The sequence below is a fragment of the Geobacter metallireducens GS-15 genome, assembly GCF_000012925.1.
GTDB classification, from domain to species: domain Bacteria; phylum Desulfobacterota; class Desulfuromonadia; order Geobacterales; family Geobacteraceae; genus Geobacter; species Geobacter metallireducens.
This window is the reverse complement of the sequence record NC_007517.1, coordinates 3004683-3031497: the sequence shown is the minus strand read 5'-3', so window position 1 is coordinate 3031497 and position 26815 is coordinate 3004683. Positions and strand designations below refer to the sequence as shown.

Below are 26815 nucleotides of genomic sequence, written 5' to 3'. Positions count from 1 at the left end.
TAGAGAGCAAGGAGATTCCCGTGGGCATACTCGTCGTCGGTTCCGTGGCATTTGATTCAGTGGAGACCCCCTTTGGCAGAGTGGAGAACGTTCTTGGCGGCTCGGCCACCTATTTCTCGACGTCGGCGAGCTTTTTCACCGATGTGAGCCTTGTGGCGGTGGTGGGAGAGGACTTCCCCCAGGAGCACGTGGAGTTCCTCAATTCCCGCAATATCGATCTGCGCGGTCTTGCCCGGGAAGGGGGAAAGACCTTCCACTGGAAGGGGAAGTACGGCTACGACCTGAATGAGGCCCAGACCCTGGAAACCCACCTGAACGTGTTCGAGAGCTTCAGACCGCAGATTCCGGCCGCGTACCGTGATGCCGAATTCCTCTTCCTAGCCAACATCGATCCGGAACTCCAGATGGAGGTTCTCAGCCAGGTGGAGAAGCCGCGGGTCATCGCCTGCGACACCATGAACTTCTGGATCTCCTCCAAGCCCGAGGCCCTCAAGGCGGTCATCGCCAAGGTGGATATCTTCATCATTAACGAAGGTGAGGCCCGGCAGTTTACCCAGGAAGCCAACCTCACCAAGGCGGCCCGGAAGATTCTCGCCATGGGGGTAAAAACCCTGGTCATCAAGCGGGGCGAGTACGGCGTCCTCATGTTCACCGATCATTCGGTCTTTGCCGCTCCGGCCTTTCCCCTTGAGGACGTGTTTGATCCGACCGGGGCCGGCGACACCTTTGCCGGCGGTTTTATGGGGTATCTGGCCAATACGGGTGACACCTCCGAGACGGGAATCCGTCAGGCCATCATCTTCGGGAGTGTCATGGCGTCGTTCAATGTGGAGGATTTCAGCCTCAATCGCCTGAAGCGGCTCGAGTATCGGGAGATCGAGGACCGCTACCGCAGTTTCAAGGCCCTGACCCACTTCGAAGGGCTTGCTGGAGGGTAGGGAGCGCGGCGCCCTGCGTTGACAACACAAGGCAAATCTGTTACGGTTCACGGGGCGTGAACAGGCTTTCTGAGCCGGTTTTCGCTCCTCACAGACAGCTCTGCTTTCAATTTCCCGGCTTGAGGTGATAACGTGAAACGTCTACTTGTGCTGATCGTCATGGCGCTCTTTTCCCTCACAGCCTGTGCCGTAACCGACGCCTCCCGGAAGCAAGCATCCTATCACTTTCAAATGGGTCTTTCCTATCTAGGGGAAAACGATGCGACCCGTGCCCTTATCGAACTCGCTGAAGCGGAGAAGCTAACCCCCGATGATCCCGCCCTCCTGAACAGCCTCGGCCTCGCCTATTTCTACAAAAAACGGTACGATCTCGCCGAACTCAAGTATCGTAGGGCTATCGAGCTGAAGCCCGATTATTCCGAGGCCAGGAACAACCTGGGGGTGAACTACCTGGAGATGCAGCGGTGGGATGATGCCGTGGCCCAGTTCACGTTGGTTCTGGCCGATCTGTTCTTCATCAACCATGAGGACGCCCGGATTAACCTCGGTCTCGCCTATCTGGGCAAGGGCGATTATCCGAAGTCACTCGACATTCTGCGTCAGGCGGTTGCAACCTCTCCCCAGAACATTGTCGCCCGGGTTGGCCTCGGCCGGGTATACTTTGCCATGGACCGCAACGATCTGGCGATTCAGGAATTCACCAAGGCCGTTGAGCTTAACAAGAATTATCAGAACGGATACTACTATCTTGCCCTTGCCCATCTGAAGGGTAAAGACTATGTGTCTGCAGCCGATGCGTTCCGCGAGGCGATCCGGATAGCACCCGATTCGGAGAAGGGGCGTCTTTCCCGGGAATATCTGGAATCAATGCGCTGAGAGGTTCACTTGTCTGACGCGCTCACCCCCGGGAAAGGGGGAACATCCATTGGTATCCTGCTGCGAGAGACCCGCGAGTCCCGTGGGGAGTCGCGGGAGGACGCCGCCCGCGTCACCCGCATCGGCAAGAATTATCTTGCCGCCCTCGAAGAGGAATCCTTTGACAAGCTTCCGAGTCCCGCCTATGTAAAGGGGTTTCTGCGGGTGTACGGAAAGCACCTGGGACTCTCTCCGGATGACTTGGTCGCCAGGTACGAGGAGCAACTGGTTCCTGCACCTGCCACGGAGCAGGAGGAGGACGAGGGAGGGGCGCCGCCTGTTGCCCGCGTAGCGATCCCCCCAATCCGCAACCGCTGGATGATTCCCCTGGTTCTCCTTGCCCTGGTGCTCGTCACCGCTACGATTATTCCTCAGAGAGAGCCCGCACCGGTGCGGCCTGTGCCCGAGCCGGTTCCCGCCAGGGTGCTTCTTGCCCCGCCACCTGTTCAGTCACCCTTATCCTCGGTTGCAGCGGCTCCGCTGTCAAAGCTGCAGGAGGCACCGGCGGAATCCGCTGAGGCAGCTTCCCCGGAAGCGGCCGCTCCTTCAACCAAGCCGGGTGGGATGGTTCTCAAGCTCAAGGTGAACCAGGATTGCTGGCTGGATATAACCATCGACGGCGCCGTCTCCCAGCAGTACGACCTGAAGGCCGGCGATCTGATCGAATGGAAAGGAGAGCGGGTTTTTTCGCTCGATCTCGGCAATGCCGGCGGGGTGGAGGCCGAATTCAACGGCAAGGTGCTTCCATCGTTCGGAGAGGCAGGCAAAACCGCCCATGTGACACTTCCGGCAGAATATACTGCGGAGCAGTAGTCTCGGCAAAACTACGGCACACTGGAGATTATTTCAAGGAGAGGGTTTTTCATGCATATGGTACGCTGCAGAAAGTGCGGAAGAGTAATGAAGAGTGAACGGATCGATCCCTACAGGGTGAAGCTGTCCTGTGTCTGCGGCTTTTCCGATTTCCGGGCCGTTCCCGACAAGGCCAAAACGGTGAATCCCTTCTACCAGAAGGCGAGTTTGACCCCCTTTGTCGAGAGTGAAAAGGGGAAGATGGTTCTGACCATGCAGCGGGCCAACCGGGAACATCTGGAGATTATCTCCCTGGAAGAGATCAGCATGCTGGTCTCCTCCGACTTCAACCTGCCGGAAGTTCTCCAACACGTGACGAAAAAGGTGGCCGGGCAGCTTAAGGTGAGCGTCTGCAGCATCTACCTCCGGGAGGGGGACGACCTCGTACTGGCCGCTACCCATGGCTTCGACCCCGCCTTCATTGGCAAGATCCGGCTCAGGATCGGCGAGGGGATCACCGGCACCGTCGCGAAGGAGGGGAGCCATATATCCCTTACCCATGCCTCTCGCGATTCACGTTACAAGCATTTCTCCGAGCTCCAGGAAGAAAAATACAACTCCATGCTCTCCTTTCCCATCAGCGACAAGAAGGAGGTGTATGGAGTCATCAATCTCAATACCACCTCCATCAAGTCGTTCCAGGAGGATGAGATCTACTTTGTCTCCATTATTGCCAACCTGATCCTCACAGCCATTAAGCTTCGGCAGCAGGTGGCCACGGGCAAAAAAGCGCTGCAACCGTCTGCTTGACAGGGGGGGACACCATGCTAGACTCAGATTCATCGTACCACGCGCCAGAAGCGGAGTTTATCATTGGCAGAGCAGGCAAAAAAACGGATACTGGTTGTTGACGACGAAGAGAATGCCCGGATAGGTCTGTCGAAACTTCTCGAACGGGAGGGATTCGAAGTCGAAAGCGTTTCGAATGGCTATGAAGCCCTTAACTATCTGAACCAGCGGCAGGTGAACGTTATTGTCACCGATATCAATATGCCGGAGATGAACGGCATCACCTTCCTCAAGGAACTCAACAAGAATTTCCCCGCGAGCAACGTCATCATGATTACTGCCTATGGCGGTGTTGAGTCGTATATCGAGGCCATGAACCTGGGGGCCTTTGAGTATATCAACAAGCCCATCAAGATCGACGAGCTGAAGTCGATCCTGAAGAAGATTTTCAAGGAGAAGGAACACCGCCACTGATCTTGTCCACTCAAGCCAGATTCCTCCAGGGGGTAGAGCAATGAAAACCTTTTCCACCATTGTCTTTCCGACCGACTTTTCCGAAAACTCGGAGTACGCCTTTGACCATGCCCTGACCCTCGCCCGGCAATTCAACGCGCGGCTTGTCGTCGTGCATGTCATCAACGAACCAGTGGATCTGCGTGGTTTCTACGTCCCCCATGTCTCCTTTGAGAAGCTCGAAGAAGAGATCGTTGCGGCGGCCGAGAAGATGATGGAAAAGTTCTGCAGGACCAAGCTCAAGGACTACGCCAACTTCACCAGCAGCATCGTGTCGGGCATCCCCTACGACGAGATTCTCAAGAAGGCTGATGAGGAGAATGCCTCCCTTGTCGTGATGGGAACCCACGGCCGCCGGGGGATTGACCACTTCCTTTTCGGGAGCACGGCAGAACGGGTGGTAAGAAACGCCAAGTGTCCGGTGATGACGGTCCGCCCCCCCGAAGAGTAGTAATGTGGGCTCTGTTTCATGCAGGGCGGACAAAGGGCAGCTTTGGCTGCCCTTTGTTTTTATTCTGACAGGAAGAGATTTGCCACTCCATGACTACGGTAACTAACGCCTCTAAGGGTACCATTCTCATCATCGACGATGAGAAGGTAATCCTTGACCTCACCTCCATAGTCCTCAGTAACCGTGGTTACACGGTCTACACCGCTCCGGACGCCATGGTCGGCCTGGAAGAGTTGGAGGAGCATCATCCAAGCCTGGTGCTCCTCGACTACATGATGCCGGTCATGGACGGTTTTACGGCCCTCAAGCAGATCCGGCAGAGATTCCCCGATACCTATGTCATCATGTTCACCGGCAAGGGAAACGAGGAGATCGCCGTTGAACTCATGAAGGCCGGCGCCTCCGATTACATCCTCAAGCCCTTCAATAACCAGGATCTGGTGGAACGGATCGAGAGCGTCCTGCGGATCAGGGCGGTGGAGCTCAGGAACCGCGAGCTGATGGCGGAGCGGGATAAGCTTCTGGCCGAGATTGCAGAGTGGAACCGGGAGTTGGAGGAACGGGTGCGGGAGAAGACCGAGGCTCTCCAGAAAGCCCAGGCGGAAATCGTCCAGTCGGAGAAGCTCGCTTCGCTGGGGTATCTTTCGGCCGGCATGGCCCATGAGATCAGAAATCCCCTCAACTCCATCAATCTCTTTGCCCAGCTCCTGAAAAGCGGCTGCGAAGAACCGGAGAAGCTTGACTATATCGATAAGATCCTCAAGGAGGTGGACCGGATCGACGACATCATGCGCAAGCTCCTCGATGCGTCCAAGCGCCCCCGCTTCCAGTTGAGCGAGGTGCGGCTCGACCGGGTCATCGATGCCACCCTGGAGGTGTTCAGACCCCAGACCACCCTCTACGGCATCGAGGTGGTGAGGGCCTTCCGTCGTGTCCCTCCCCCCTTTCAGGCAGACCCCTCCGAGATCGAGCAGATCTTCACCAACCTTTTCCTGAACGCCATCCACGAGATGCAGGAAGGCGGGACCCTTGCCGTCCTGCTCGACCATGACGACCGGGAGGTCATCATCCGGATCTCCGACACCGGCAGGGGAATGCCGCCGGATAATGTGAAGAAAATCTTTGATCCCTTCTTCACCACCAAGACCAGCGGTAGCGGCCTCGGCCTTGCGGTGGTGCTCCGCATCGTCAAGACCTATCAGGGGAAGATCACCGTGGAGAAGAGCGACGAAACCGGCACCACCTTTGCCATCAGGCTCCCCCTTCTCCCTTCCTGACCCTGCCCCCTTTCTCCTTTTCTTTTCCACCCCGATTTTGTATGATGGCGCCCTGTTTTTCAGGGCTTTTGACGAATTAATACGATGCCGATTCTGATACGAAACATTGTCCTCGCCCCCGGAGAGGGGGACGACGTTCTGGGTACGCGGGTTGCCGAGCGCTTCGGGGTGCCGGAGCGGGATATCCAGTCGTTGCATCTGGTCCGCAAGAGCATCGACGCCCGACGCAAACCCCGCGTAATCATCGTCTGCACCGTCCAGTGCCGGCTGCTCGATGAGGCGGGGTTCCTCGTGCGGCATGGCCATGATCCTGACGTGAAGGCCGTGAAAGAGGAGCCGCAGCCGGTCTTCCCGCGGCTTGCCGGGGGAGGGCGGATCGTCATCGTCGGCATGGGGCCGGCGGGGCTTTTTGCGGCCCTTCGGCTCGCCGAGTACGGCCTTGCCCCCACCATCCTGGAACGGGGACGGCCGGTGGAGGAGCGGACCCGGGACGTGCAGGCCTTCTGGAGCCTGGGCCAGCTGGACACGGAGAGCAACGTCCAGTTCGGCGAGGGGGGGGCCGGCACCTTCTCCGACGGGAAGCTTACCACCCGGGTGAACGACTCCCGGATCGGCTACGTCCTCCAAAAGTTCGTAGACTTCGGCGCGTCGCCGGAGATCCTGCATCTGGCCAAGCCCCACGTGGGGACCGATCAGCTGCGACGGGTGGTGGCGGGCATCAGGCAGGGGCTCCTGGCCGCCGGGTGTGACATCCGTTTCCGGAGCAGGGTGACCGACATCGTCTCCCGGGAAGGGCGGGTCGGCACGGTGATCGTGAACGGCACCGACGAGATTGCCGCCGATGCTCTCGTTCTCGCGCCTGGCCACAGTGCCCGCGATACTTACGAAATGCTTGCCCGCCGGGGAGTTCACCTCCAGGCGAAGCCCTTTGCCATGGGGGTGCGGGTGGAGCATCCCCAGGAGCTCATCAACGGGATCCAGTACGGCAAGGGGCATCACCCGGCCCTGCCCCCGGCGGACTATGCCCTGGCCCATAACGACCGGCGCACCGGCCGCTCGGCCTACTCATTCTGCATGTGCCCCGGCGGCGTGGTGGTGGCGGGAAGCTCCGAAGAGGGGGGCGTCGTCACCAACGGCATGAGCGCCCACCTGCGCAACACCCCCTTTGCCAACAGCGCTCTGGTGGTCACCGTGGGGCCCGACGACTTCGGCTCCTCCTCTCCCCTGGCAGGGGTGGAGTTCCAGCGGCACTGGGAGCGGAGGGCCTTTGAGGCCGGCGGCGGAGGATACCGGGCCCCGGCCCAGAATCTCCTCTCATTCCTTGGCATGAAGGGGGGGAAGGGGGTATCCTCCTCGTACCGCCCCCGGGTAACGGAAACCGACCTCTCCCGCGTCCTTCCCGCTGCCGTGACCGGGACCCTGCGGGAGGCACTGCCAACCTTCGACCGGAGGATGCGGGGCTTCGTCACCGCCGAGGCGACCCTTACCGGCGTTGAGACCCGGACCTCGGCGCCGGTGCGGATCGTGCGGGGAGAGGACTGCCAGTCGGTGAGCCTGCAAGGGCTCTATCCCACGGGTGAAGGAGCCGGCTACGCCGGGGGAATCATGAGCGCCGCCCTGGACGGTATCCGGGTGGCCGACATCATTGCAGGGAAGATGACCGCCGAGACAAGGAGCGCGATTTGAACAAAGTGTATGTGAGCAGCATCAAGGATCGGGACCAGCTGGAGTCGGTCTTTCTCGTAAAAGACAAGATCATGGCCATGGCCAAGAACGGCAAGCCGTACATGACGCTGAAGCTCATGGACAAGACCGGCGAGATCGAGGGGCGGGTCTGGGACAACGTGGACGAGCTCTCCGCCATCTTTGACCGGGACGACTTCGTTGCCATCCGTTGCAAGGCCAGCGTCTACCTGGGGAAGATGCAGCTCATCATCTCCGAACTGGTGCGGGTGCCGGACGATCGGGTGCAGCTGGCCGACTTTCTTCCCGAATCGGACCGCCCCGTGGGCGAGATGGAGCAGGAGCTTGCCGTGTTGCTGGCGAGCTTCACCGATCCGCACCTGAAGTCCCTCATGGATGCCTTTTTCGGTGATGCCGAGCTCATGGCCCTCTACCGGATCGCGCCGGCGGCCAAGGGGATGCACCACGTCTACCTGGGGGGGCTCCTGGAGCATTCCCTGGCGGTGGCACGCCTCGTGGACACCATCATCCCTCTCTACGGGGGGCTCAACCGCGACCTCCTCGTGGCCGGGGCGCTCCTCCACGACGTGGGGAAGGTGCGGGAGATGACCTACCAGCGCTCCTTCGACTACACCGACGAGGGGAAGCTCCTGGGGCACATCACCATCGGCGTAGAGATGGTGCAGGAGCGGATCGCCGCCATCCCCGGTTTCCCCACGGAGCTGGCCATGCTCCTCAAACACATGCTCCTCTCCCACCACGGCCAGTACGAGTACGGCTCACCCAAGCGCCCCAAGACCGTGGAGGCCACGATCCTCAACTACCTTGACGACCTGGACTCCAAGATCAACGGCATCCGGACCCACATCCGGAAGGAAGCCGAGAGCCAGAGCCGCTGGAGCTCCTACCACCGCCTCTACGACCGCTACTTCTACAAGGAGAATTACAGCTGCGGAGAAGAGTACGACGAGGCAGCCGAGGCTGAAGCCGAAGGAGCCGCCCCCGAGCCTCCGGCCCAACAACCGGCAACGGCGCCTGAGTCGCCGGCGGCACCGGCACCGCACCCCCGGGGGGAGGAGCAGAAGAAAAAAGGGTTCCACAACAACCCCTTCGAGCAGCTCCAGGGGAAGAATCTCGATCTATTCAACCAATAAACCTTGAAAAAGCATTTTGATAACACGGAGAGACGGAGAACACAGAGAAATCAAAAAGTTGAGTTGTTATTAATAACAACCGAACAGGCGATATCAGTCCGATAGTTCCTGTTCGACAATTACCTGATTTTACTCCGTGCTCTCCGTTTCTCCGTGTTATTCGGACTGTATTCTGTCTCGGGAGATACCGCTATGATCTTCGAAATCGTTGTTGTCGGCCCCATGGGGGTCAACTGCTTCATCCTCGGCTGTGAGGAAACCAAAGAGGGAGTGGTGGTGGACCCCGGCGCCGATGCGGGGCGCATCCTCGACCGGGTCCGGGCTCTTGGCCTCACCATCCGCACGGTCATCAACACCCACGGCCACTTCGACCATATAGGGGGGAACAAGGCGGTCCTGGAGGCAACCGGCGGCCGGCTCATGATCCATCGGGATGACGTCCACTTCCTGTCCCGGGCCGCGGACGTGGCGGCCAACTACGGCCTTTCCACCGCGAACTCCCCCCCGCCGGACGAGCTTCTTGAGGACGGGATGACGGTTACCTTCGGCAAATGCGCCATGAAGGTCTTCCACACGCCGGGTCACACGCCGGGGGGATGCTGTCTCTACCTGGAAGGGGAGGGTAAGGTCATCACCGGGGACACCCTCTTTGCCGAGTCGGTGGGACGGACCGATTTCCCCGGCTCCTCCCACGAGGCCCTTATAACCTCCATCCGCACGAAGCTCCTCCCCCTCCCCGACGAGACCCAGGTCTTCCCGGGACACGGCGAGGCGAGCTCCATCGGGCGGGAGAAGCTGTACAATCCGTACCTGAACGGGTAGGAGACCATCCATGCTCAACGGCAAGCAGATCGTCCTCGGCGTCACCGGCGGCATAGCCGTCTACAAGGCGGTGGAGCTCGTGCGGCTCCTGACCAAGGCGGGGGCCGACGTCCACGTCATCATGACCCGCTCGGCCACGGAATTCGTGGGGCCCCTCACCTTTCAGACCCTCACCGCGAATCCGGTCCACACGGAGATTTTCAACCTGATCGCCGAGCGGGAGATCGGCCACATTGCCCTGGCCGACCGGGCCGATCTCTTCATCATTGCCCCGGCCACGGCCAACGTCATCGGCAAGATCGCGGGCGGCATCGCCGATGACATGCTCACCACCACCGTCATGGCCACCAGGGCGTCGGTCCTCATTGCCCCGGCCATGAATGTGAACATGTGCACCAATCCCATCTACCGTGAAAACGAGGAGAAGCTCCGCCGCCACGGCTATCGCTTCGTGGCTCCGGTCAAGGGGATGCTCGCCTGCGGTTGGGAGGGGGAGGGGAAGCTCCAGGACCCGGCCATTATCATGGAGGAGGCGGTCTGCGCCCTCACGCGGCAGGACCTGGTTGGTGAGCGGGTTCTCGTGACCGCTGGCCCGACCCTGGAGGAGATCGACCCGGTCCGCTTCATCAGCAACCACTCGTCGGGAAAGATGGGATACTCCATTGCCCGGGCCGCCCGGCGCCGCGGGGCCGAGGTGGTTCTCGTGGCCGGACCCACCTGCCTCGACGACCCCTGGGGGATCGAGACGGTCCATGTCTGCTCCGCCGCCGAGATGCGCGACGCGGTCATGGAGCGGGTCGCGGCGAGCACCGTCATCGTCAAGGCGGCGGCCGTGGCCGACTACTGCCCAAAGAGTCGGGCTGCGGGGAAGATCAAGAAGTCAGCCGATGCCATGGTGCTGGAGCTGGAGAAAAACCCCGACATCCTGGCGGAAGTGGGGCGGGTGAAGGGGGATCGGGTTCTGGTGGGATTTGCCGCCGAAACCAGCGATTTGGTGGAGAATGCCCGGAAGAAGCTGACCGGCAAGAACCTGGACCTGGTGGTGGCCAACGACATCGGCCAGCCAGGGGCCGGTTTCAACGTGGATACCAACATCGCCAAGCTCCTCCACCGGGATGGGCGTGTCGAGGAACTCCCCCTCATGGGGAAGGATGAGATGGCGACGATTATCCTCGACCGGGCGGCCGGGCTGCGGAAGCAGGGAATGAGAGGAGAAGAGTAGGGGGTTCGGGAGTCAGGAGTCAGAATGCAGAAGTCGGAATGAAATTCGCGCAACAGCATTCTGAACTTGTGTTCGAGTGGACTTTCTCCTGAATTCTGACTCCTGAATTCTGTATTCTGATTATCCTTTTGACAGTATCTGGAGGAGCTTTTCCGGCTCCCAGATGGCCTCCCGGAGCCGGGCTCGCATGGCGTCCACCTGGGCGACGGCATCTTCCTTGGTGATCTTGCCGGCGTTGTAGAGGAGCCGGAGGTTTTTCCTGACCGCCTCGGCGGTGGCAAGTGCCCGCTCTCCCGTGGGGTCGGCCTGGAAGTAGCGGGATTCCTCCAGCCGGTTCAGGAAGTCGAACACCGCCTCCTCTGCCAGGTCCAGGTACTCGCTCCGGTCGTCCTCCTCCAGGGTGTACCGGGAGGTGTCGGAGAGGGTCTTGAGCACCTGCTGCCACTTCTCCAGGCGGCTCACCAGGAGGATCGAATTGAAGATCCGCTTGTTGGTGCCGAAGGAGAAGAGGGTGTCCGAGAGGACGTTCCGCAAAAGCGCGTCGTTGGCCTTGTAGTTTTCCGTGGCGACCTTCTTCCCCGTCTCCCATATCTCCTGGTCCACATAGGTCTCCAGACGCATCTCCCAGTAGGCGTGTTTGAGAGTGAGAGTGGAGAAACTCTCCATGGTCTTGGCGGGGACGTAGTAGTTGTGGGCCACGGTATCGGCGGCCAGGTGCGCGAGGTAGCCGTAGGCGCAGGCCTTCTGGGGCGGGTTCCAGGCGTACTCCAGGACCTTCATCCCGATCCGCCAGCGGTGGCAGTGCTGGAGGTAGTGGGTGAACTTCTTGCCCAGGGTGATGTCCGCCGCGATGCAGCCGTAGAGGAAATCGTGGGGGAAGGCGCCGACGACGGCCGCTACGGCGGGGCTCACGGCCTGGAGGTTGTTGATGACGGCAGTGCCGAGCTGGAGGTGGATGCCGGCACCCCAGGCAAAGGCATTGGCGGGTACGAAGAGGATGATGAGCAGAAATATCGGCAGGATAGGCATGGGAATCATGGTATGAAACCGTCGGAAAAATGTAAAGGAATTTGCCACCATGGGCGTTGACGGGGAGACGATCGCTTCCCTCAGGCGCTACCTGGAGGAGCTGAAGGAGACCGGCGTGGACGAGATTCCCCGGGCCGCGGCGTCGCGGGAAGAGCAACCGGTTCCGCCGCCGGAGGCTGTCGCTCCCGCTTCAGTTCCTGCTTCGTCAGCGCCCGTTGCCGAGCCGCAAGCGGCGACCGCCGGCGAGACCCTGGACGATATCCGCCGCGATCTCGGGGAGTGCGTCCGCTGCCAGTTGGGAAAACAGCGCACGAACCTCGTCTTCGGGGTCGGCAATCCCCGGGCCCGTCTCGTCTTCATCGGCGAGGCCCCGGGCAGGGACGAGGACCTCAAGGGGGAGCCCTTCGTGGGGGAGGCGGGGCAGCTCCTCACGAAGATCATCCAGGCAATGGGGTTTGCGCGGGACGAGGTCTACATCTGCAACGTGCTCAAGTGCCGCCCGCCGGGGAACCGTAACCCCCACCACGACGAGATCGTCCAGTGCGCCCCCTTCATGCTCCGGCAGGTGCGGGCCATCGGTCCCGAGGCCGTGGTGGCGCTGGGTACCTTTGCGGCCCAGACCCTCCTGGCCACCAAGGAGCCGATCTCCGCCCTCCGGGGGCGGTTCCACGACTACCACGGCATTCCCCTCATGCCCACGTTCCATCCGGCGTTCCTCGTGCGCTACCCCGAACGCAAGCGGGAGGTGTGGGATGACATGAAGCAGGTCATGGCGCTCTTGGGGAAGAAAATGCCGACCAAGAAGGGATAGGAACAGGAACGATGGCAAAAGGGTATCAGGCCAACAGGGAGCGGCAGGAGCAGATAGGCGCGCTGGGGAAGGCCCTGGCCAAGCGGGCAGGGTTTGCCTGCGAGTGGTGCGAGGGGAAGGAAGACCTTCGCCCCTGGGACTACCGCCCGGATGAAGAGCCGTCAGAGGAGACCCTGGCCCTTCTCTGCGGCCGCTGCCGCGAGATGGCCGACGGGCGCCGGGGAGACCTCCATGAGCTGCGTGAGATTCGCAATGCTCTCTGGAGTCCGGTCCCGGCCGTGGCCGAGGGGGTTGCCCGGGTGCTGGCAAAGAGCAAGGAAGCCTGGGTCCGGGAGGCCATCGAGGAGAGCTTCATCGACGAGGCCGTGAAGGTCCAACTGCTCAAGTAAGGCCCTAACGGAGAGAGGAAAGACCATGTACGAGCATCTCTACGACGAACCCATGGGAGAGGATGTGGCGCTCCCCTTCGAGCTTCCCGAGTGGATCGCCTGTGCCCCCTTCGAGGAATACCTGGGGATGACTATCGAGGAGGCCGAGGGGGGGAAGGCGCGCCTCACCATGCCGTTCCAGGTGAAACACGCCCAGGGAAAGGGGCTCATGCACGGCGGCGCCGTCACCGCCCTGGCCGATACGGCGGTGGCCATGGCCATCAAGAGCATGCTCCCCGAAGGGAGCCACTTCGTGACCACCGAACTCAATCTGAAATTCCATGCCCCCATCCACGGGGGAACGGTCACGGCCAGGGCCGAGGCCATCCGGGAAGACGAGCGGACCATCAGGGGGGTGGCGGAGGTCTTTGACGAAAAAGGGGTGAAGACCGCCACCTTTACCTCGGTTTTTCGGATCAGGCGGCGGTGAAGGGGTCATAATATGGGGAGTGTTTCTGATTGGTTTCCAGTCAGTTCGCCGACCGGCGTCAATTCCCGCCCGAAAGCGCAGCCAGTTCCGTCCGCCAGTGCTCCTGAAACACCAAGGCGCAGGCGACGGATGTTTTTGCATCATACTCCAGCTCCAGTTCTCCCACAGTCTTGACGTTTTCCCACCGAAACATTTCCGTACAGAGATCGAGGAGCTTCTCCTTGTAGTCGGTATCGTCGTTTTTCAGGTGGTATCCCTTGGTCTCGACGACCATCAGCCGCTGGCGGTCTTACGCACCCCTGTGTGGTTTCAATCTTATGGCACCGATAGCAGCTGGCGAAGCCTTACGACGCCGACCCCTTCGGCGGCAAGGGCCTGTTCCGCGTCGCTCTCAAGGTCGTCCATACAGAAAAGGACAAAATGCTCCCGCCGGTCGCCGGTGCGCCATGGGACAGCCTTGGCCTTTTCCTTTAGCCGCCGGGCATCGGCCACGCTGAACCTGCTGCCGCTCAACTTGCATTCGCCGAAGAAGATCGCTCCATCCTCCTCGTTGAGCGCCACGATGTCAATCTCCACATCCCCCCGCTTGGTCCAGAATCCGCCGATCCGGGTGAAGCCGAACGGAACCACCGTGCCGTCATTGCGCTTCAGGAGCATGGCGCGGATCAACTCCTCGAACGACCACCCCATGAAGGTCGAGAGATCTGCCTGGATCTTGCCCAGAAGCCCCTCTTCGTCGCCGATCTCGATCAGGCTCTGGTTGCGGTAGATGTACCGGAACCAGAAACGGAGCAACGGATCCTTCAGGTAGTAGCGGCCGGTTTTCTGCTCCTGCCGGGTCGCCGTCACCGGCAGCCGTCGCTCGATGACCTGGTAGTAGGAGGTCAGTTCGTCGAGGTATTTGCTGATGCTGTTGACGTTGATCCCCGACTTGTCGGCGATGCGGGCCATCTGGTTCTCGCCGCCGGCGATAACCTGAAGGATGGAGAAGTAGAGATGATAGTTCTTGCCGAACTCCTCCACCAGGAGGTCTTTCCCCTCGTTCTGTAAGAGGGCGTCGGTCTCGCAGAAGAATTTTCGGATGATCTCCGCCGGAGTTTTGCCGAAGAGCCGGTAGCGGTCGAGCAGGAAATAGTATTTGGGGATGCCGCCGAAGAGGGTGAAGAAGAAGGGGAGGTGCCTGACCGCATCAACCTGGTGGTCGGCAAGGATTGTGGCAACCACGTCGGGGATCAGGGGCTCCACGTAGAGCCGGGCGGTCACTCGACCGAAGAGCGGTTCCTTGGCGCCCTCGAAGATCTCGCGCATGAGGGTCTGCACCGACCCGATGCAGACGATGGTCCCCTTGATGGTGCCCTTGTTCCGGTCCCACAGATCCTGGAGCGTCGAAAAGACCGCCGGGTCCACCTGCTGGAAGTTCTGGAACTCGTCGAAGACGATAAACAGCGGGCGCTCTTTCGTGATTTCGAAAAGAGCGCGGAAGAAATCGTCAAAGCTCCCGAAGGATGCCGAGGCCAGCAGCGGCACCCGTGCGGCCAGGAGATCCCGGAATTCATCGAGCAGAACGCGAGGTTTTTTCTTCGACACGAAGAAATAGAGAAAGTCGTCCCGTCCTTCGGCGAACTTTCGGATCAGTTCGGTCTTGCCGACCCGGCGCCTGCCGGTGATGACCGCCAGGTGGGCCGACTCTTCCGAGAGGGTGGCTATTTCCATTAGGCGGGCAAGTTCTTTTTCCCTGTTATAAAAACGCATGGCAAATGTTTATCATACAAAATCGTATCATACAAGTATGTGCGCTTTTTGGGGGTGGAAGTGATCTGTATCCACTTGGTTGCCACGGCGGGATGATTTGACAAAGGTACCGTTTTTGCAAAGTCTTTGAAAATCCGATCAATCCATGGTTATCCGCAACGGGGGTGGATATGGTGAAGAAAGTTTTCAAGCTGGTATTGGCCGTTATCATATTGATGTTTCTGGTCGGTGTGGCAGACGGCTACCGGACCAAGAAAAAACTGGTCGGCTACTGCCGCGAAACGGCTGCCGGCACTTTGCTGGCTGTTGCGAAAGAGAAGGCGCTGCAAAGCGGTTTCCGGTTTTTTGACAGCACTTCCCCCACTAAGGCCCTGGTCACGGCCAGCGGCGTCATGGGGCGCTATGTGTGCGAAATCGAGCATGACGGGAAACAGGTCGTGAAAGCAACATTACTCTTCAAGGATTAGCGGCGTAAGCACTGACAGAGCGATAAAATCCGTATAATTCGGTCAAGAAAAGAATGCGCGAACCGATAGGGAATACAGGACCATATAACCTTGGCCGGCGAAAATTATGACAGAATCCGGGGGTGTGGAGATGAACAGGAAAATTGCTCGAATCGGGAAAAAGGCGGGTCTTGGAGAAGGCGAGATCAGGAGCTTCGTCAGGATCGGCATGTCGGGGCTTATGGCATTGATCATTTCCGCCTTTACTGGTTCGGCCCAGGCTGATGCCACGGTTCCTCTTCAAGATCACGTAAAACCCCAGGCCAAGGAGCCGCTGCCGGAGAAGTGCCGCCTCAAGCCGGACGGCGGTCCCTGCAAGGCCCTGTTCTGGAAATACTATTTTGACCCGAAGACCAATGAGTGCAAGGAGTTCGTCTACGGGGGCTGCGAAGGCGTGGTTCCCTTCGAAACCAGGGAGGAGTGCGCACAGGAGTGCCTCGCCCAGCAGGCGGAGCCGGTGATTCCCGATGACGACTGTGGCGGTCCCTTCCCCGGTTATCCCTGCGGCACCAAGTACTACACCGTGAGCGTCCGGGATTTCCGGCACCTCTCCCGCTGAGCGGGGTAGGTCGTGAACGGCGCCTATACCCTCGAATGCGCGGTTTGGGAGTTTACCCTGGCCTGCAACCTGAACTGCATCCACTGCGGGTCGAGCGCGGGGAGCAGGAGAACCGACGAGCTGACGACCGACGAGGCCGTGGCCCTGTGTCATGACCTGAAAGAGGCCGGCTGCCTCGGCGTTGCCCTCATGGGGGGCGAGCCGCTCCTGAGGAAGGATTTCTGGCAGATCGCCGGCCTCATCAGGAAGCTCGGCATGGAGCTCTCCGTCATCACCAACGGGACGATTCATGACCCCGAGATCTTCGCGCGGCTCAGGGAACTGGACCCCCGCGCCGTTGCCGTGAGCCTCGATGCCGCAACCCCCGCCATCCACGACCATATCCGGGGGCGGAGCGGCGCCTTCCGGGAAACCTGGGATTTCATCCGGGCGGCAGGGGAGGCGGGACTGCCGGTGAGCGTCATCACCACGGTCCACAGGATGAACCTGACGGAACTTACGGCTCTGCGGGAGCAGTTGCTGAGGAAAAACGTTGCGTGGCAGATCCAGGTGGCCGGGGCCGAGGGAAGGAGATTCCCCCGGGAGTTGCTCCTGGACGAGGAAGAGTTCTATTCCGTGGGGCTCTTCATCGCCTCCACCCGAAAAGCGTACCCGATTCACGCGATGCCGGTCATCGGCGCCCATGACATGGGCTACCACTCCCTGATGCTGGACAACATCTCGTTGACCGGTGAGTGGACGGGGTGCCAGGCCGGGGTGTCGGTCATCGGCATCCAGAGCAACGGCAACATCAAGGGGTGCCTCTCCATGGACGACAGCACCATTGCCGGCAATGTGCGGGAGACGTCGGTCCGCGATCTCTGGCGGAGCGCCGGGGCTTTCCCCTATTCGCGGGGCTTTACCGCCGACGACGCCGGGGAGAACTGCCGCGTATGCCCGCACTTGGCCACGTGCAAGGGGGGATGCAACGAGATGTCCCTCATGAAGACCGGGGAATTCCACAACGATCCCTACTGCTTCCACCGGATCGAGCAGCACATTTTCGAGAGAGAGCTGCGAAACCCCTGGTACCGGCTCCTGTTGAAGGCGCGCAGGAGGCTCGCGACCCTCGGCGCCCGGGGGAATGAAAAAAGGCTGAGGGACTCGTTTCTCGGCCACCGGTAGACCATGAAACTGAACATCGGCTGCGGCCATACCTACCTGAAAGGGCACCTGAACATCGACGTCAGCGGCGATTCTGTCGCCGACGCCATTATGGAGGCCCATGACCTGTGCCTGGACACAGCCTCCGTTGACGAGATCGTGGCGTCGCAGCTTATGGAACACCTCGGGTTTTTCAAGGGGAAGTACTTTCTGGCCGAGTGTTTCCGGGTGCTGCGGCCGAGTGGGACGCTCCGCCTTGAAACGCCACATCTGGAGCGCTCCTTCGAGATTTTCCTGGCCGGAGACCGGACAGCCCGGGAGGACGCCCTGACATGGCTCTACGGCGCCGAAACTGCCGGCATGCAGCACCGGTTCTGCTTCCCCCTGGAACTGCTGCGGGAGCTGGTTGCCGAGGCCGGGTTCGCCCTCATGCACCATGAATCCTTCCTCTATCAGGATAACCGGCCCTCCCTGCGGCTGATCCTGCGAAAGCCGGCCGACCGGAAACAGCACGAGTTCATGGCCGAACTGAGGAAGCGGCTCGTGATGCAGGAAATTCCCGCCTTCGAAGATGAACTCGTCATGGCCGGGCAGGAGGAGCTGCTGAAGCGCCTTGCCGATGCCCTGCAGCGGGACGCCGCCGAGACCATGGGGCTTGCCGTGTACAGCGCGGAAATCGTCCGTGAGTTTTTCACCCTCAAGGGGAAGAGTGATGCCAATGCCGGAAAATGCCGCGCCGTTGCCGCCCGTCTGGCAGAGAGCCGGTTCCAGGGGGCTCTCCTGGCCATGCTGAAGGCCCGGCCCGAGGGGGCCGGCCGGCAGGGGGACGCCTATCGGGAAATCCTCCGGGACGGCATTGCCATCATCTCGGCCGTGCTTGCCGGTAAAACCGTTGAGTTGCCGAGGGACGAGGGGAGGCCGGTGACGGTGTTCTCCGAACCGCTCCTGAAGTCCCTGGCGGACAAGGTGTTCGCCAGGGGGCTCAAGCAGTTCCATCTGGGGGAGTACCGGGAGGCCCTTGACAGCTTCGGGGAATCCTCCCGCATCTTCCGGGACAACCCCTTTGTCTACTGGAACAGTGCGCGGATCCACGGCCTGCACCGTAACGCCGATGCGGCGCGGCTCAATTACGAAATGGCTCTGGCGGCCCTCGACGCCTCCCCCAGCGAGGTGAAGCACGCGCACCGGCCGGCGCTGATGGCTGAAATGAACGGCATCCCTCCATGGGAACCTGTCTCTGTCATAGAAAAGGAAGGATCAGCATGACTATACGGATGAATGGCCCCCTTCTGCTCGCAACGCTGCTCTTGGCGGCCCCGGCCTTTGCCCTGACCATGCTGCCGCCGCCGGACATGGACCACACCCCCCTCCACGCGGCTGCCAAGGAATGCGATCTGGCAACGGCGCGCACATGGGCCGCCAATCCCGCGTATCGCGACCGGAAAGACCGCAACGACAGCACTCCCCTGTCGCTGGCCGCCGAAAACGGTTGTCTGGAGGTGGTCCGGCTGCTGGTGGAAAGCGGCGCGAAGGTTGACGCGAAAGGGGCGTTTGAGCAAACCCCCCTGCTCCATGCCGCCGAGCAGGGACACGCGAAGGTCGTCGCCTATCTCCTGGGAAAGGGGGCCGATGTCAACGCCTGGACGAAAAAGGGGGATACCCCCCTGATTCTTGCCATGAGGGGAGCGTTTTTCCACAGGGGGCCGGAAGGGGACCCGCGGGAAACCCTCGAAGCCCTTCTGAAGCACGGCGCCGAGGTGAATGCCGCGGGCGAATATGGCCGTACCGCGCTCATCTGGGCCGTGCGGCACGCGGATGCCAGGCTGGTCTGGCCGCTCCTCCGGAAGGGGGCCGATCCCTCCGCAAAGGATAAGGATGGCGACACCGCGATTACCCTGGCCCAGGAGTTGAAGCTCGACTACCTGTCGCAGCTTCTCAAGGATCCGAAGCGGCCCGACCTGGCCATTCTCGGGCCGAATACCCCCCTCTCCGACGCCGTCAAGAGAGGTAACGCGGCTGACGTAGTCGCGGTCCTCGACAAGGGTGCCGACGTCAACGGGCGCTTCGGCAACGGGAGCACGGCCCTCATGCAGGCCGCAAGCATGGGGCGGGCTGACATGGTTGAGCTTCTCCTGAAGAGGGGAGCGCAGATTGACGCCAAAAACGGCACCGATTTCACTCCCCTCATGTTTGCGGCCAGCACTGGCCACGACGAGGTCGTCAAGACCCTCCTGGCCAAGGGGGCCGACGTGAACGCCTCCAGTCTGGGACGGCCGGCCCTGGTTTTCGCGGCCATGAACAAGCATCTGGAGTCTGTTCGGCTCCTGCTGGAGAGGGGGGCCGACCCTGACATCATCATCGGCGGCACCCCGCTGCTGACCATGGCCATCAAGGACGGGCCGGCGGAGATCGCCGGGCTCCTCATTGCCAGAGGGGCACCGGTCAATGTCGTCGACGAAGGGGGGAAGACTCCCCTGATGCATGCCTGCGAGAAGGGGGATATGGCAACGGTCAAGGCCCTCCTTGCCAGGGGGGGCGATGTCAACATCCTGGGGAAGGATTCCGAGGGGGCGCTGACTATCGCCATTGCCGGAGGGCATGACGGGATCGTTCGCCTGCTCTTGGAGCGGGGCGCTACCGTGCGTACCGACGATTTGCAGGCGGCCATCAAGGCCCGTAACGTTTCCCTCGCCTCCCGGCTCATCGACAAGGGGGCCGATGTGAAGGATGCGCTCCTCACGGCCCTTCCCAAGGCCGATCTGGAGATGGTTAAGCTTCTGGTGAAGAAGGGGGCCGACCCGAACGCCCGGGATTACTACCAGAAGACCCCCCTTATCCTGGAGGCGGGGAACTGGTCCGACGCCAACCCCGAGGTGGTGCGCCATCTCCTGGAGCACGGTGCCGACATCAACGCCCAGGACGACAAGGGGATGAGCGCCCTGCTGATGGCGGCGGGGCAGGGAAACGCGGCCGTGGCCCAGGTCCTGCTGGCCAAGGGGGCCGACATCACCCTCACGAACAGGGACGGAAAAACCGCCTGGCTCCTGGCTGCGGAGCGGGGCGATCGGAAGATGCTGGAGCTTCTGGAAAAAGCGGGCGCGGGGCGGGACTATGCCGGCATGTCCTGGACAGGGTACGACGCCGCCATGAAGGAGCCGTTCATCACGGTGGTGGACGACCGCACCCAGTGGGAGGATCTCTGGAAGCGGGCCTTTGACAAGCCGGCGCCCATCGTCGATTTCGATAACTTCGCCGTGGCCTGCGTCTTTTTGGGGGCCGAGGCGGAGTGGCTCTACTCCATCCACTTCGATGAGCCCTCTGTGAAGGATGGGGTGATGCAGATCACCTATCGGCTGTTTATGAACAGGATTGCCATGGAAGCGGAGCGCGGTTTCGGCCGCCCCTCCTTCGGTGGCCAGTACCGCATGGAGGTCTACGCAAAGCAGAAGGGTGTCACCATGCGGATCGTGAAGGGGAAGGGGGAAGGCGATTATGAACCGCTGCCGCTTACGCCTCCTCCTTGGCGGGAGTGAGTTCCAGAGCGTAAGACCGAAAAGGAGGTGCTGGACATGACCATTGCAGCCACGATGCTCCGTGCAATCACAGTATTGATGGCTCTGCTGCTTCTGGTGGCGGCGGGTCCGGCGGCTGCCGCCGATGAAGGGGGCGACCTTCTGGAGCAGTTCCTCGGCAGGAAGTACGAGCCGGTCCTGAAGCCCCTGGAAATACCGGAGGGGACCCCCCCCTCGGAAGCGCTCTTCCTCTACCTCAACCAGGGATACGGCGATGCCGGTGTCATCGGGGATTTCCTTGCCAAGGGGGCCGATGCCAACTACGCGGACAAGGAGTACCGCATCACCCTCCTCCACAACGTGGCCCATTACGGCCATGCCGAGGCGACGCGGATTCTGCTCGCTGCCGGGGCCCGGGTGAATGCCGTCAATGGCGAGGGGAACACCCCCCTCTTTGCCGCCGTTCACGAGGGGCATGACGATGTTGCTCGGATTCTTCTCGACGCCGGAGCCGATGTGACCATCGCCAACAGCTACTGGTATACCCCCCTGCGGGAGGCCTGTCGGAGAGGCAACACCGGGATGGTCCGCCTGCTGCTGGAAAAGGGGGCCGATGTGAACATCACGGACAACAAGGGATTCACACCGCTCCATGCCGCCGTTTCCGCAGAGGCGCTGGAGGCCGCGACTCTCATCCTCGACAGCGGCGCGGACATCAATATCGCCGGCCGGTACGGCGACACGCCACTCCATTACGCCGTCGGCCTTGGCTATGAAGAATTCGTCAGACTGTTCCTTGCCCGGGGGGCCGACCCGACCATCAGGAACGACAGAGGGCTAACCCCCCGGCAACTGGCGGAGGAGCGCGGCTTCGCATCGATCGTGGAACTGTTCAGGAACTGGGGGAAAAACACGATATGAAGGCATCGACAGTTGTGACGAAAAGGTGCAATCCCCGGGCCCTGCTGCCGTGCTTGGTTTTGCTGGCGGCGCTGGCAGTGTGGGATGGGCCGGCACAGGCCGGCACTTCCCTTCCCTCTTCGGCATTGCCGCTAACGCATTCGGTTCCCCACGAGCTGATCCCGGGAATTCCCGACCCCGACGGGTTTGTGACCGTGGAGGTGGGAGACTACTTCTCCTGCGATATCCCGCCGGAGTGGTCACGGGTCGACAACTACGGATCCGGCCTCGGCTTGAGCAATGAGGAGAAAAAGACCTACGGTTTTCACCTGAAAGCCCCGGAGCCGGGCGAACCCTCCGTCGCTATCTCCATCTTCTACTACGCGGAAGGGAACCTGATGTACAAATCCGTGGACCACTACCTCAGGGTTTTCGCGCAGCCGGCTTTGGGGGTGTCCCTTGATGGGAGCAGTTACGGGGATGTCACGGCCGTGAAGGTTGCCGGCAGGGATGGAATGGTGTTCGAGCGTGTCAAGAAGGAGTACGCGCCGAGGGAAAGCGGGACGGGCGGACCCGTAAAGCCTGGTGTGTATATCCGGCCGGGCTTGAACGCCACAAGGATACCCATCAGGGAGCGGTTCGTGGTGCTCCCCGCGAAGCAGGGGTTTTTCGCCCTGCGCTACACCGCCCCAGAGGAAAAATTCCGGGAGTTCCTCCCTGTTTTCGAGAAGGTTACGCAGAGGTTCTTCCCGGGCGGCAGGTACACCTATGAATCGAGAGACACGGAGAGGGGGCCCTCCCATGACTATGGGCACGAGGTTTATTAAAGTTAAGACCCTCAGGGGGCGGGGGCTTCTGTTCCTGGCGGCCTGCCAGTTCTGCGCCGCTGCCGCGTTCACTGCGGAGGCGTCAGCCGGCGCCTTCGATCAGCTCCGGTCCATGACCGGCGGAGGGTCAGTGTATATCCCGCCGGTTAGCGGCCCGGAGTGTGTCAGCGGGTGCGGAGGCTCCGGCGGCGATGACGGCGGAAACAGCGGTTACGAACGCGGCCCGAGCCTGTTTGAGCGGATCAACCAGTGGCAGGAGGAGCGGGAGCAGGCACGGCAGCAGGAGGAGCGGCAGCGGAAGCAGGAAGCCTTCAACCTCAATGAGCAGGGGAACCGGGCCTATGAGAAGAGTGATTGGGCAAAGGCGGTGGAGCTTTATAAGAATGCCGTGGGCAAGTCCCCCAACGACAAGGTGATCCAGGAAAACCTGCGCCGCGCCGAGCAGGAGCTGAAACGACAGGAAGAGTTGCGGAAGGAGCGCTCAGAGTACCGCCAGCGGATGGGAAAGCTGGTTGCGCTCATGCCCGCTGCGAAACCCCTGAGCAAGACGGTCCAGGCCCCGCGGCCGGTGGTCCCACTCCCCGGCTTTTCCCCGCAGCAATGGCAGGAATATCTGGCGGCACAGGAAACGGTAGCCGTGCTCTACGCCAGGCTCAATAAGGATGGGGTGCTCTCCGACGCCGATGCGGAGGCCTTCTATGCGGCACTGCGCCGGCGCAACGAGCTGTGGGCCATGGCCGCCGGGCAGCCCCGTTCCGACGAAGAGCGGGACAGCCTCCGCCTGCCGCTTCCCCGGGTGGTGAGCAAGACCCTCCTGAACTCCGTCATGGGGATGTTCCAGCAGGACAGTTCGGCTGCCAATGCGGCGCGGACCATCAAATCTCCGGACCGCCGGCTCGCCTCTGCCGCGGATTCGAAGTCCCAGCCCGATGATCCCATCACTACGGCGTTTGCGGCTGATTTTTTCACCGACAAGATCACGAAGATTATCGAGTCGGAGACCGGCGACGCCATCGAAGAGGCCCGGGGCGAGAAATTCAAGGGGTACTACGAAAAGATGCTCGCTGTGGGGCGCATCGCGGTCAAAGCCGGGGAGGGGGGCGCTCCCGCGGCCGGCGCCGAGACGGCGGATCTGATTATTTCCAAGATACCCGAGCCGGTGGGGCCCCATGCGGAGTTTGCCGTGGAGGGGGGGCGGATGTATTCGAAGGTCGCCTACCAAGCCCTCAACCGGTTCATGGTGGATGCGACGGCCGCGACCGGCACCAGTTTCGATGCCGAGGGGTTCTGGAAGCGTTTCAACGATGAGCTGTCCGCATCACGGAAGGGGGTGAAGGCGTGGATCCAGTTCGGCGAATGATCAGGCGGAAAGCCGCGTTGCTGGCAACAGCGGTACAGATTTTAGCTCTGCTCCTGGGCATGCCGGGGCTGGCTGCCTCCAGGCCGCCCAAGCAGCAGGTGTCCAAACCGTCGCAGCAGGCACCCAAGCCGCCGACGCCTCAGGCACCCAAGCCGTCGGTGGAGCGGCAGCCCGCGCCCAGCCTCTTCACGGAGGCCACCTTCCTGTTCCTCAGGGGGGCTAAGGTTGCCCCCCGATGGGTGCTCCCCCCCACGGAAAAGACCAGAACCGACGCCATCTTCAGCGTCAGTGCCGCAGGTGCCCCCGTTGTGGCGTTCAGCGGTGATTCTGATACATACCACCTGCTCTACCCCGACAGAAACTTCATGGTGGCCGTGAAAGCCGCGATCTCAGGGATGACCCACCTCTCCAACGGCGTGTTCCTCCTGTCGGCCGGCAATGATCTGCTGCTCCTCGCCGAGCCCAGGGAGAAAACCCTGGACAAGAAGGGGGTACCCTATGCGGCGCTGCAGCCCGTGACGAAAGTACCCCTGCGCAAAATCGATGTCCTGACCAGCGTCGGCACAACCGTCTACTGTGCCGGCATCGACGCGCGAAGTGGTCGCCATGCTCTCTACCTGCTCCGCTCCCTCAAGGGGGGCGGCATCCTCGACATGGAGCTGGCCTATGAGTCGGGCGAGCCCATCACCGCCGTTACGGGCGATGCTGAAGCCCTCTACGTGGCCAAGGGGCGAACGGTCGCCCGCTATTCCGTGAAGGACGGCGCTGAGAGCACCTACTACACCCACCCCTCGGCATCCGTGACGGGGCTGGCCATGACGCCGGCCGGCCTTGTGGTCAGCACCGGCAGGGAGATCGTCCTCGCCGGCCAGGGCGGAGCCCTGGAGATCATGCGCTCGGCGGGGTATGGGCACCGGATGGCCATGGCTGGCGATACCCTCTACGTGCTGTTCAATACCTCCCTGGGGGTGCTGGCCCTCGACAACCTGGCGGACCTCAGGCGCTTCAACCTGGCGGTGAGGCCCGTGGCCCCTGGCGAGGCGGCGCCTCCCTGTGCCATTGCCGGCGTCAGCTTCTATGAGAGCGATACTCTCGACAATACCCGGGGATTCGCCGAAAGCTTCGACCGCAAGGATGTGCGGCGCATCGTGGCCCGGATCGAATTCGATCAGGCCTCTCTTTCCCGAAGCCGTGGGGGGCATTCGGTTACGGTCTCCTGGCATGAGCCGACCGGCGGCATGCTGAAAAGCGCCAACTACCAGGTGACACAGGGTTCCGATGACCCGCTCTTTGCCGCCATCGGCGGAAAAACAGAGAATGGTTACTCTCCTCCCCACTGGAAGATCGGCGGGGTGCACTACAGGTTTACCGATGAACTCGGGAACCGCTATCCCGGCCGCTATCGAATGCGGGTAGAGGTGGATGGCATCCCCGCCGGGGAGTGGTCCTTCACGCTTGCCGGACAGCCGGACCCCTGGCAAGCCATTAGCTACGATGACATGGCTACCCTTACTGCCCTGCTGGATCAGGGGCTCAATCCCAACACCACCTCCGAGAGCGGCGAACCGCTCCTTTCCACAGCCGTGCAGTTCGGTTCCGCCCGGGCGGTGCAATTGCTTCTGGAGCGGGGTGCCAATCCCAACGCAGTCGACAGGGAGGGGAAATCGCCGCTGACCATGGTCGAATACGTTGGCGACTGGCGGACCAAGGCCGAACTGCTGGTGCGTCGCGGCGCCAACGTCAACGTCCGGCGGTTCCCTGGCGGCCCGCCGCTGGTGTCCAGCTATTCAGCCGACTTTGCCGCGTTTCTGCTGAAGAACGGGGCCGACTTCCGGTATGAAATGAGTTATGGCAAGCAGAGCCTCCTCAGTGAAATGAGCGACAGCATCTGCACAGATGAAATCCTGTCGCTTCTCCTCCAGCGAGGGGCAGACCTGAACGAGACTGATTCGATTGGACAGTACACCCCTCTTGGCAGCGCCATCTTCTCCGGTCGGGAAAAATGCATGCAGCTCCTCCTGGAGAAGGGGGCTTCGACCGCCGTGGCCCAGAGGCAGCCGAACCGCCCGACACGCTCCGCGATCTATGTGGCCTTGAACACCCTCAACGAACGTTCGGACCCCAAGGCCAAGATTGCGCAGCGGCGCATGGTGCGCCTGCTGCTGCAGAAGGGGGCCGCCCTCAGGCCGGGGAAGAAGCTGACGACGTCGGCATACTTCGATATCCCGAAGGATGACTACATAAAGCAGATGGATGAAACCGCCTCAATCGGCGCGGGAGAGGGTCGGCTCATGTTCCTTGGCGAGGGGCCGTCGTTCTTCGGGACGGTGGACATGATCAGGACCCTTGAGCAGGACGATGCGGCCCTGGAGGCGGCCACCGATTCAAAGGACCCGGCGATACGGGAGCTGGCCCTCGGCACCCATCTGGGGAGGGTCCGGGAGCTGGTGGCCAGGGCAAGGAATCAATACGACATGGGATATGAAGTCCATAAGCACTGTGTGCAGGCATTCAAGCTGTCCGAGGCCGGCTACCGCCCCGCCCAGGTGGATATCGTGCCCGAAATGTCGCCACCCCAGGCAGGGGGGCAGGGGAAGCCGCAGATGGGGCTGAAGCTGCTGAAAAGGGCCGAGGGGGGCGCCTACGTCCAGGCGGTTGCGCCGGGAAGCCCCGCCGAGCGTGCCGGGGTGAAGGCCGGCGATATCATCCTGGCGTTTGACACCCAGAGAATGAAGGATGTGGACGAGGTTTTAACTGCCGTTGCCCGGCTGACTCCGGGGATGCCGGTGCGGGTGACCTTCCTGCGCGACGAGCCGATGCGGCTGCCGGACCTGCAGCTTACCTGTGGTCTGGTGGAGTATGAATACAAGGATCATTGGGGATACGCGGAGATGAACCTGTCCCGCTGGCTGGCCGCGCACCCCGATGAGGCCGTTTCCGATGAGGTGCGGACGAGGCTCAAGGACATTGCGGCGGGCGGAGGGAAGTAGTTTCAGCCGGGA

26 protein-coding genes are annotated in these 26815 nt (G+C 61.5%); 23 read left to right on the top strand and 3 right to left on the bottom strand.

Annotated elements, in window-relative coordinates; genetic code table 11:
* Positions 1–20: 20 nt before the first annotated feature.
* The 11 genes from GMET_RS13460 to coaBC all read left to right on the top strand — a co-directional run bounded on the left by GMET_RS13460 (position 21) and on the right by coaBC (position 10556).
* The gene (locus GMET_RS13460) at positions 21–938 is read left to right on the top strand and encodes a carbohydrate kinase family protein (RefSeq protein ID WP_011366082.1); all 918 of its coding nucleotides are present in this window, start codon (positions 21–23) and stop codon (positions 936–938) included.
* Between the two features lie 132 nt (positions 939–1070).
* Positions 1071–1814, top strand: a complete 744-nt coding sequence (locus GMET_RS13455; RefSeq protein WP_004511778.1) for a tetratricopeptide repeat protein — start codon at positions 1071–1073, stop codon at positions 1812–1814.
* A gap of 9 nt (positions 1815–1823) precedes the next feature.
* On the top strand, positions 1824–2666 hold the full coding sequence (locus GMET_RS13450; RefSeq protein ID WP_004511779.1) for a helix-turn-helix domain-containing protein: 843 nt from the start codon (positions 1824–1826) through the stop codon (positions 2664–2666).
* Between the two features lie 87 nt (positions 2667–2753).
* Positions 2754–3455: a GAF domain-containing protein gene (locus tag GMET_RS13445; protein ID WP_238378933.1), complete on the top strand. Its 702-nt coding sequence runs from the start codon at positions 2754–2756 to the stop codon at positions 3453–3455.
* 63 nt (positions 3456–3518) lie between these two features.
* Positions 3519–3908 (top strand): response regulator, encoded by a 390-nt coding sequence (locus GMET_RS13440; RefSeq protein ID WP_011366081.1) that lies wholly within the window; start codon positions 3519–3521, stop codon positions 3906–3908.
* A 40-nt stretch (positions 3909–3948) separates the two neighbouring features.
* Positions 3949–4398 (top strand): universal stress protein, encoded by a 450-nt coding sequence (locus tag GMET_RS13435; RefSeq protein ID WP_004511783.1) that lies wholly within the window; start codon positions 3949–3951, stop codon positions 4396–4398.
* Positions 4399–4487: 89 nt separating this feature from the next.
* On the top strand, positions 4488–5675 hold the full coding sequence (locus GMET_RS13430; RefSeq protein WP_004511784.1) for a hybrid sensor histidine kinase/response regulator: 1188 nt from the start codon (positions 4488–4490) through the stop codon (positions 5673–5675).
* Between the two features lie 84 nt (positions 5676–5759).
* Positions 5760–7361: an NAD(P)/FAD-dependent oxidoreductase gene (locus tag GMET_RS13425; protein WP_004511785.1), complete on the top strand. Its 1602-nt coding sequence runs from the start codon at positions 5760–5762 to the stop codon at positions 7359–7361.
* The gene (locus GMET_RS13420; RefSeq protein ID WP_004511786.1) at positions 7358–8512 is read left to right on the top strand and encodes a 3'-5' exoribonuclease YhaM family protein; all 1155 of its coding nucleotides are present in this window, start codon (positions 7358–7360) and stop codon (positions 8510–8512) included. The genes GMET_RS13425 and GMET_RS13420 overlap by 4 nt, the downstream gene beginning before the upstream one ends.
* A gap of 192 nt (positions 8513–8704) precedes the next feature.
* Positions 8705–9334 carry an MBL fold metallo-hydrolase gene (locus GMET_RS13415; RefSeq protein WP_004511787.1) on the top strand — a complete coding sequence of 210 codons (630 nt, stop codon included), beginning with the start codon at positions 8705–8707 and terminating at the stop codon, positions 9332–9334.
* Between the two features lie 10 nt (positions 9335–9344).
* Positions 9345–10556: a bifunctional phosphopantothenoylcysteine decarboxylase/phosphopantothenate--cysteine ligase CoaBC gene (gene coaBC / locus GMET_RS13410; protein WP_004511788.1), complete on the top strand. Its 1212-nt coding sequence runs from the start codon at positions 9345–9347 to the stop codon at positions 10554–10556.
* 120 nt (positions 10557–10676) lie between these two features.
* Here the strand turns inward: coaBC and GMET_RS13405 are convergent, their stop codons facing one another.
* Entirely contained in the window at positions 10677–11594 is a 918-nt protein-coding gene (locus GMET_RS13405; protein ID WP_004511789.1) for a zinc dependent phospholipase C family protein, read from the bottom strand.
* Positions 11595–11634: 40 nt separating this feature from the next.
* Between GMET_RS13405 and GMET_RS13400 the strand changes: the two genes are divergently transcribed.
* From GMET_RS13400 to GMET_RS13390, 3 genes are read left to right on the top strand one after another with little or no spacing between them, the layout of a single operon-like run.
* A complete protein-coding gene (locus GMET_RS13400) occupies positions 11635–12396 on the top strand; it encodes a uracil-DNA glycosylase (RefSeq protein ID WP_004511790.1) in 762 nt (253 codons plus the stop codon).
* Between the two features lie 11 nt (positions 12397–12407).
* A complete protein-coding gene (locus tag GMET_RS13395; protein ID WP_004511791.1) occupies positions 12408–12785 on the top strand; it encodes a hypothetical protein in 378 nt (125 codons plus the stop codon).
* Between the two features lie 25 nt (positions 12786–12810).
* Entirely contained in the window at positions 12811–13254 is a 444-nt protein-coding gene (locus GMET_RS13390) for a PaaI family thioesterase (protein ID WP_004511792.1), read from the top strand.
* Positions 13255–13312: 58 nt separating this feature from the next.
* Here GMET_RS13390 and GMET_RS13385 read toward each other — a convergent pair whose 3' ends face one another.
* Together GMET_RS13385 and GMET_RS13380 are read right to left on the bottom strand one after the other, a co-directional pair.
* Positions 13313–13528: a hypothetical protein gene (locus GMET_RS13385; RefSeq protein ID WP_004511793.1), complete on the bottom strand. Its 216-nt coding sequence runs from the start codon at positions 13526–13528 to the stop codon at positions 13313–13315.
* 41 nt (positions 13529–13569) lie between these two features.
* On the bottom strand, positions 13570–15006 hold the full coding sequence (locus GMET_RS13380) for an ATP-binding protein (protein ID WP_004511794.1): 1437 nt from the start codon (positions 15004–15006) through the stop codon (positions 13570–13572).
* Positions 15007–15176: 170 nt separating this feature from the next.
* Between GMET_RS13380 and GMET_RS13375 the strand changes: the two genes are divergently transcribed.
* The 9 genes from GMET_RS13375 (at position 15177) to GMET_RS13335 (ending at position 26803) form a co-directional block, all read left to right on the top strand.
* Positions 15177–15473, top strand: a complete 297-nt coding sequence (locus tag GMET_RS13375; RefSeq protein WP_004511795.1) for a hypothetical protein — start codon at positions 15177–15179, stop codon at positions 15471–15473.
* Between the two features lie 130 nt (positions 15474–15603).
* Complete coding sequence (locus tag GMET_RS13370) at positions 15604–16071, top strand: BPTI/Kunitz domain-containing protein (protein WP_011366080.1); 468 nt, start codon at positions 15604–15606, stop codon at positions 16069–16071.
* A 12-nt stretch (positions 16072–16083) separates the two neighbouring features.
* Positions 16084–17235 (top strand): radical SAM/SPASM domain-containing protein, encoded by a 1152-nt coding sequence (locus tag GMET_RS13365; RefSeq protein WP_004511797.1) that lies wholly within the window; start codon positions 16084–16086, stop codon positions 17233–17235.
* Between the two features lie 3 nt (positions 17236–17238).
* Complete coding sequence (locus GMET_RS13360) at positions 17239–18480, top strand: class I SAM-dependent methyltransferase (protein WP_004511798.1); 1242 nt, start codon at positions 17239–17241, stop codon at positions 18478–18480.
* On the top strand, positions 18477–20747 hold the full coding sequence (locus tag GMET_RS13355) for an ankyrin repeat domain-containing protein (protein ID WP_004511799.1): 2271 nt from the start codon (positions 18477–18479) through the stop codon (positions 20745–20747). Before GMET_RS13360 ends, GMET_RS13355 begins: the two co-directional genes overlap by 4 nt.
* 36 nt (positions 20748–20783) lie before the next feature.
* The gene (locus tag GMET_RS13350; RefSeq protein WP_004511800.1) at positions 20784–21647 is read left to right on the top strand and encodes an ankyrin repeat domain-containing protein; all 864 of its coding nucleotides are present in this window, start codon (positions 20784–20786) and stop codon (positions 21645–21647) included.
* A complete protein-coding gene (locus GMET_RS13345; protein ID WP_004511801.1) occupies positions 21644–22453 on the top strand; it encodes a hypothetical protein in 810 nt (269 codons plus the stop codon). Before GMET_RS13350 ends, GMET_RS13345 begins: the two co-directional genes overlap by 4 nt.
* Positions 22428–23813 (top strand): hypothetical protein, encoded by a 1386-nt coding sequence (locus GMET_RS13340; RefSeq protein ID WP_004511802.1) that lies wholly within the window; start codon positions 22428–22430, stop codon positions 23811–23813. The genes GMET_RS13345 and GMET_RS13340 overlap by 26 nt, the downstream gene beginning before the upstream one ends.
* Positions 23810–26803: an ankyrin repeat domain-containing protein gene (locus tag GMET_RS13335; protein ID WP_004511803.1), complete on the top strand. Its 2994-nt coding sequence runs from the start codon at positions 23810–23812 to the stop codon at positions 26801–26803. The genes GMET_RS13340 and GMET_RS13335 overlap by 4 nt, the downstream gene beginning before the upstream one ends.
* The last annotated feature ends 12 nt before the right edge of the window (positions 26804–26815 follow it).

What these genes read in the sequence shown, in the direction of transcription:
- GMET_RS13445 (WP_238378933.1), top strand. Translation starts at nt 2,754, where the DNA reads ATGAAGAGTGAACGGATCGATCCCTACAGGGTGAAGCTGTCCTGTGTC.
- GMET_RS13435 (WP_004511783.1), top strand. Translation starts at nt 3,949, where the DNA reads ATGAAAACCTTTTCCACCATTGTCTTTCCGACCGACTTTTCCGAAAAC.
- GMET_RS13430 (WP_004511784.1), top strand. Translation starts at nt 4,488, where the DNA reads ATGACTACGGTAACTAACGCCTCTAAGGGTACCATTCTCATCATCGAC.
- GMET_RS13425 (WP_004511785.1), top strand. Translation starts at nt 5,760, where the DNA reads ATGCCGATTCTGATACGAAACATTGTCCTCGCCCCCGGAGAGGGGGAC.
- GMET_RS13415 (WP_004511787.1), top strand. Translation starts at nt 8,705, where the DNA reads ATGATCTTCGAAATCGTTGTTGTCGGCCCCATGGGGGTCAACTGCTTC.
- coaBC (WP_004511788.1), top strand. Translation starts at nt 9,345, where the DNA reads ATGCTCAACGGCAAGCAGATCGTCCTCGGCGTCACCGGCGGCATAGCC.
- GMET_RS13405 (WP_004511789.1), bottom strand. Translation starts at nt 11,594, where the DNA reads ATGATTCCCATGCCTATCCTGCCGATATTTCTGCTCATCATCCTCTTC.
- GMET_RS13400 (WP_004511790.1), top strand. Translation starts at nt 11,635, where the DNA reads ATGGGCGTTGACGGGGAGACGATCGCTTCCCTCAGGCGCTACCTGGAG.
- GMET_RS13395 (WP_004511791.1), top strand. Translation starts at nt 12,408, where the DNA reads ATGGCAAAAGGGTATCAGGCCAACAGGGAGCGGCAGGAGCAGATAGGC.
- GMET_RS13390 (WP_004511792.1), top strand. Translation starts at nt 12,811, where the DNA reads ATGTACGAGCATCTCTACGACGAACCCATGGGAGAGGATGTGGCGCTC.
- GMET_RS13385 (WP_004511793.1), bottom strand. Translation starts at nt 13,528, where the DNA reads ATGGTCGTCGAGACCAAGGGATACCACCTGAAAAACGACGATACCGAC.
- GMET_RS13380 (WP_004511794.1), bottom strand. Translation starts at nt 15,006, where the DNA reads ATGCGTTTTTATAACAGGGAAAAAGAACTTGCCCGCCTAATGGAAATA.
- GMET_RS13375 (WP_004511795.1), top strand. Translation starts at nt 15,177, where the DNA reads ATGGTGAAGAAAGTTTTCAAGCTGGTATTGGCCGTTATCATATTGATG.
- GMET_RS13370 (WP_011366080.1), top strand. Translation starts at nt 15,604, where the DNA reads ATGAACAGGAAAATTGCTCGAATCGGGAAAAAGGCGGGTCTTGGAGAA.
- GMET_RS13360 (WP_004511798.1), top strand. Translation starts at nt 17,239, where the DNA reads ATGAAACTGAACATCGGCTGCGGCCATACCTACCTGAAAGGGCACCTG.
- GMET_RS13355 (WP_004511799.1), top strand. Translation starts at nt 18,477, where the DNA reads ATGACTATACGGATGAATGGCCCCCTTCTGCTCGCAACGCTGCTCTTG.
- GMET_RS13350 (WP_004511800.1), top strand. Translation starts at nt 20,784, where the DNA reads ATGACCATTGCAGCCACGATGCTCCGTGCAATCACAGTATTGATGGCT.
- GMET_RS13345 (WP_004511801.1), top strand. Translation starts at nt 21,644, where the DNA reads ATGAAGGCATCGACAGTTGTGACGAAAAGGTGCAATCCCCGGGCCCTG.
- GMET_RS13340 (WP_004511802.1), top strand. Translation starts at nt 22,428, where the DNA reads ATGACTATGGGCACGAGGTTTATTAAAGTTAAGACCCTCAGGGGGCGG.
- GMET_RS13335 (WP_004511803.1), top strand. Translation starts at nt 23,810, where the DNA reads ATGATCAGGCGGAAAGCCGCGTTGCTGGCAACAGCGGTACAGATTTTA.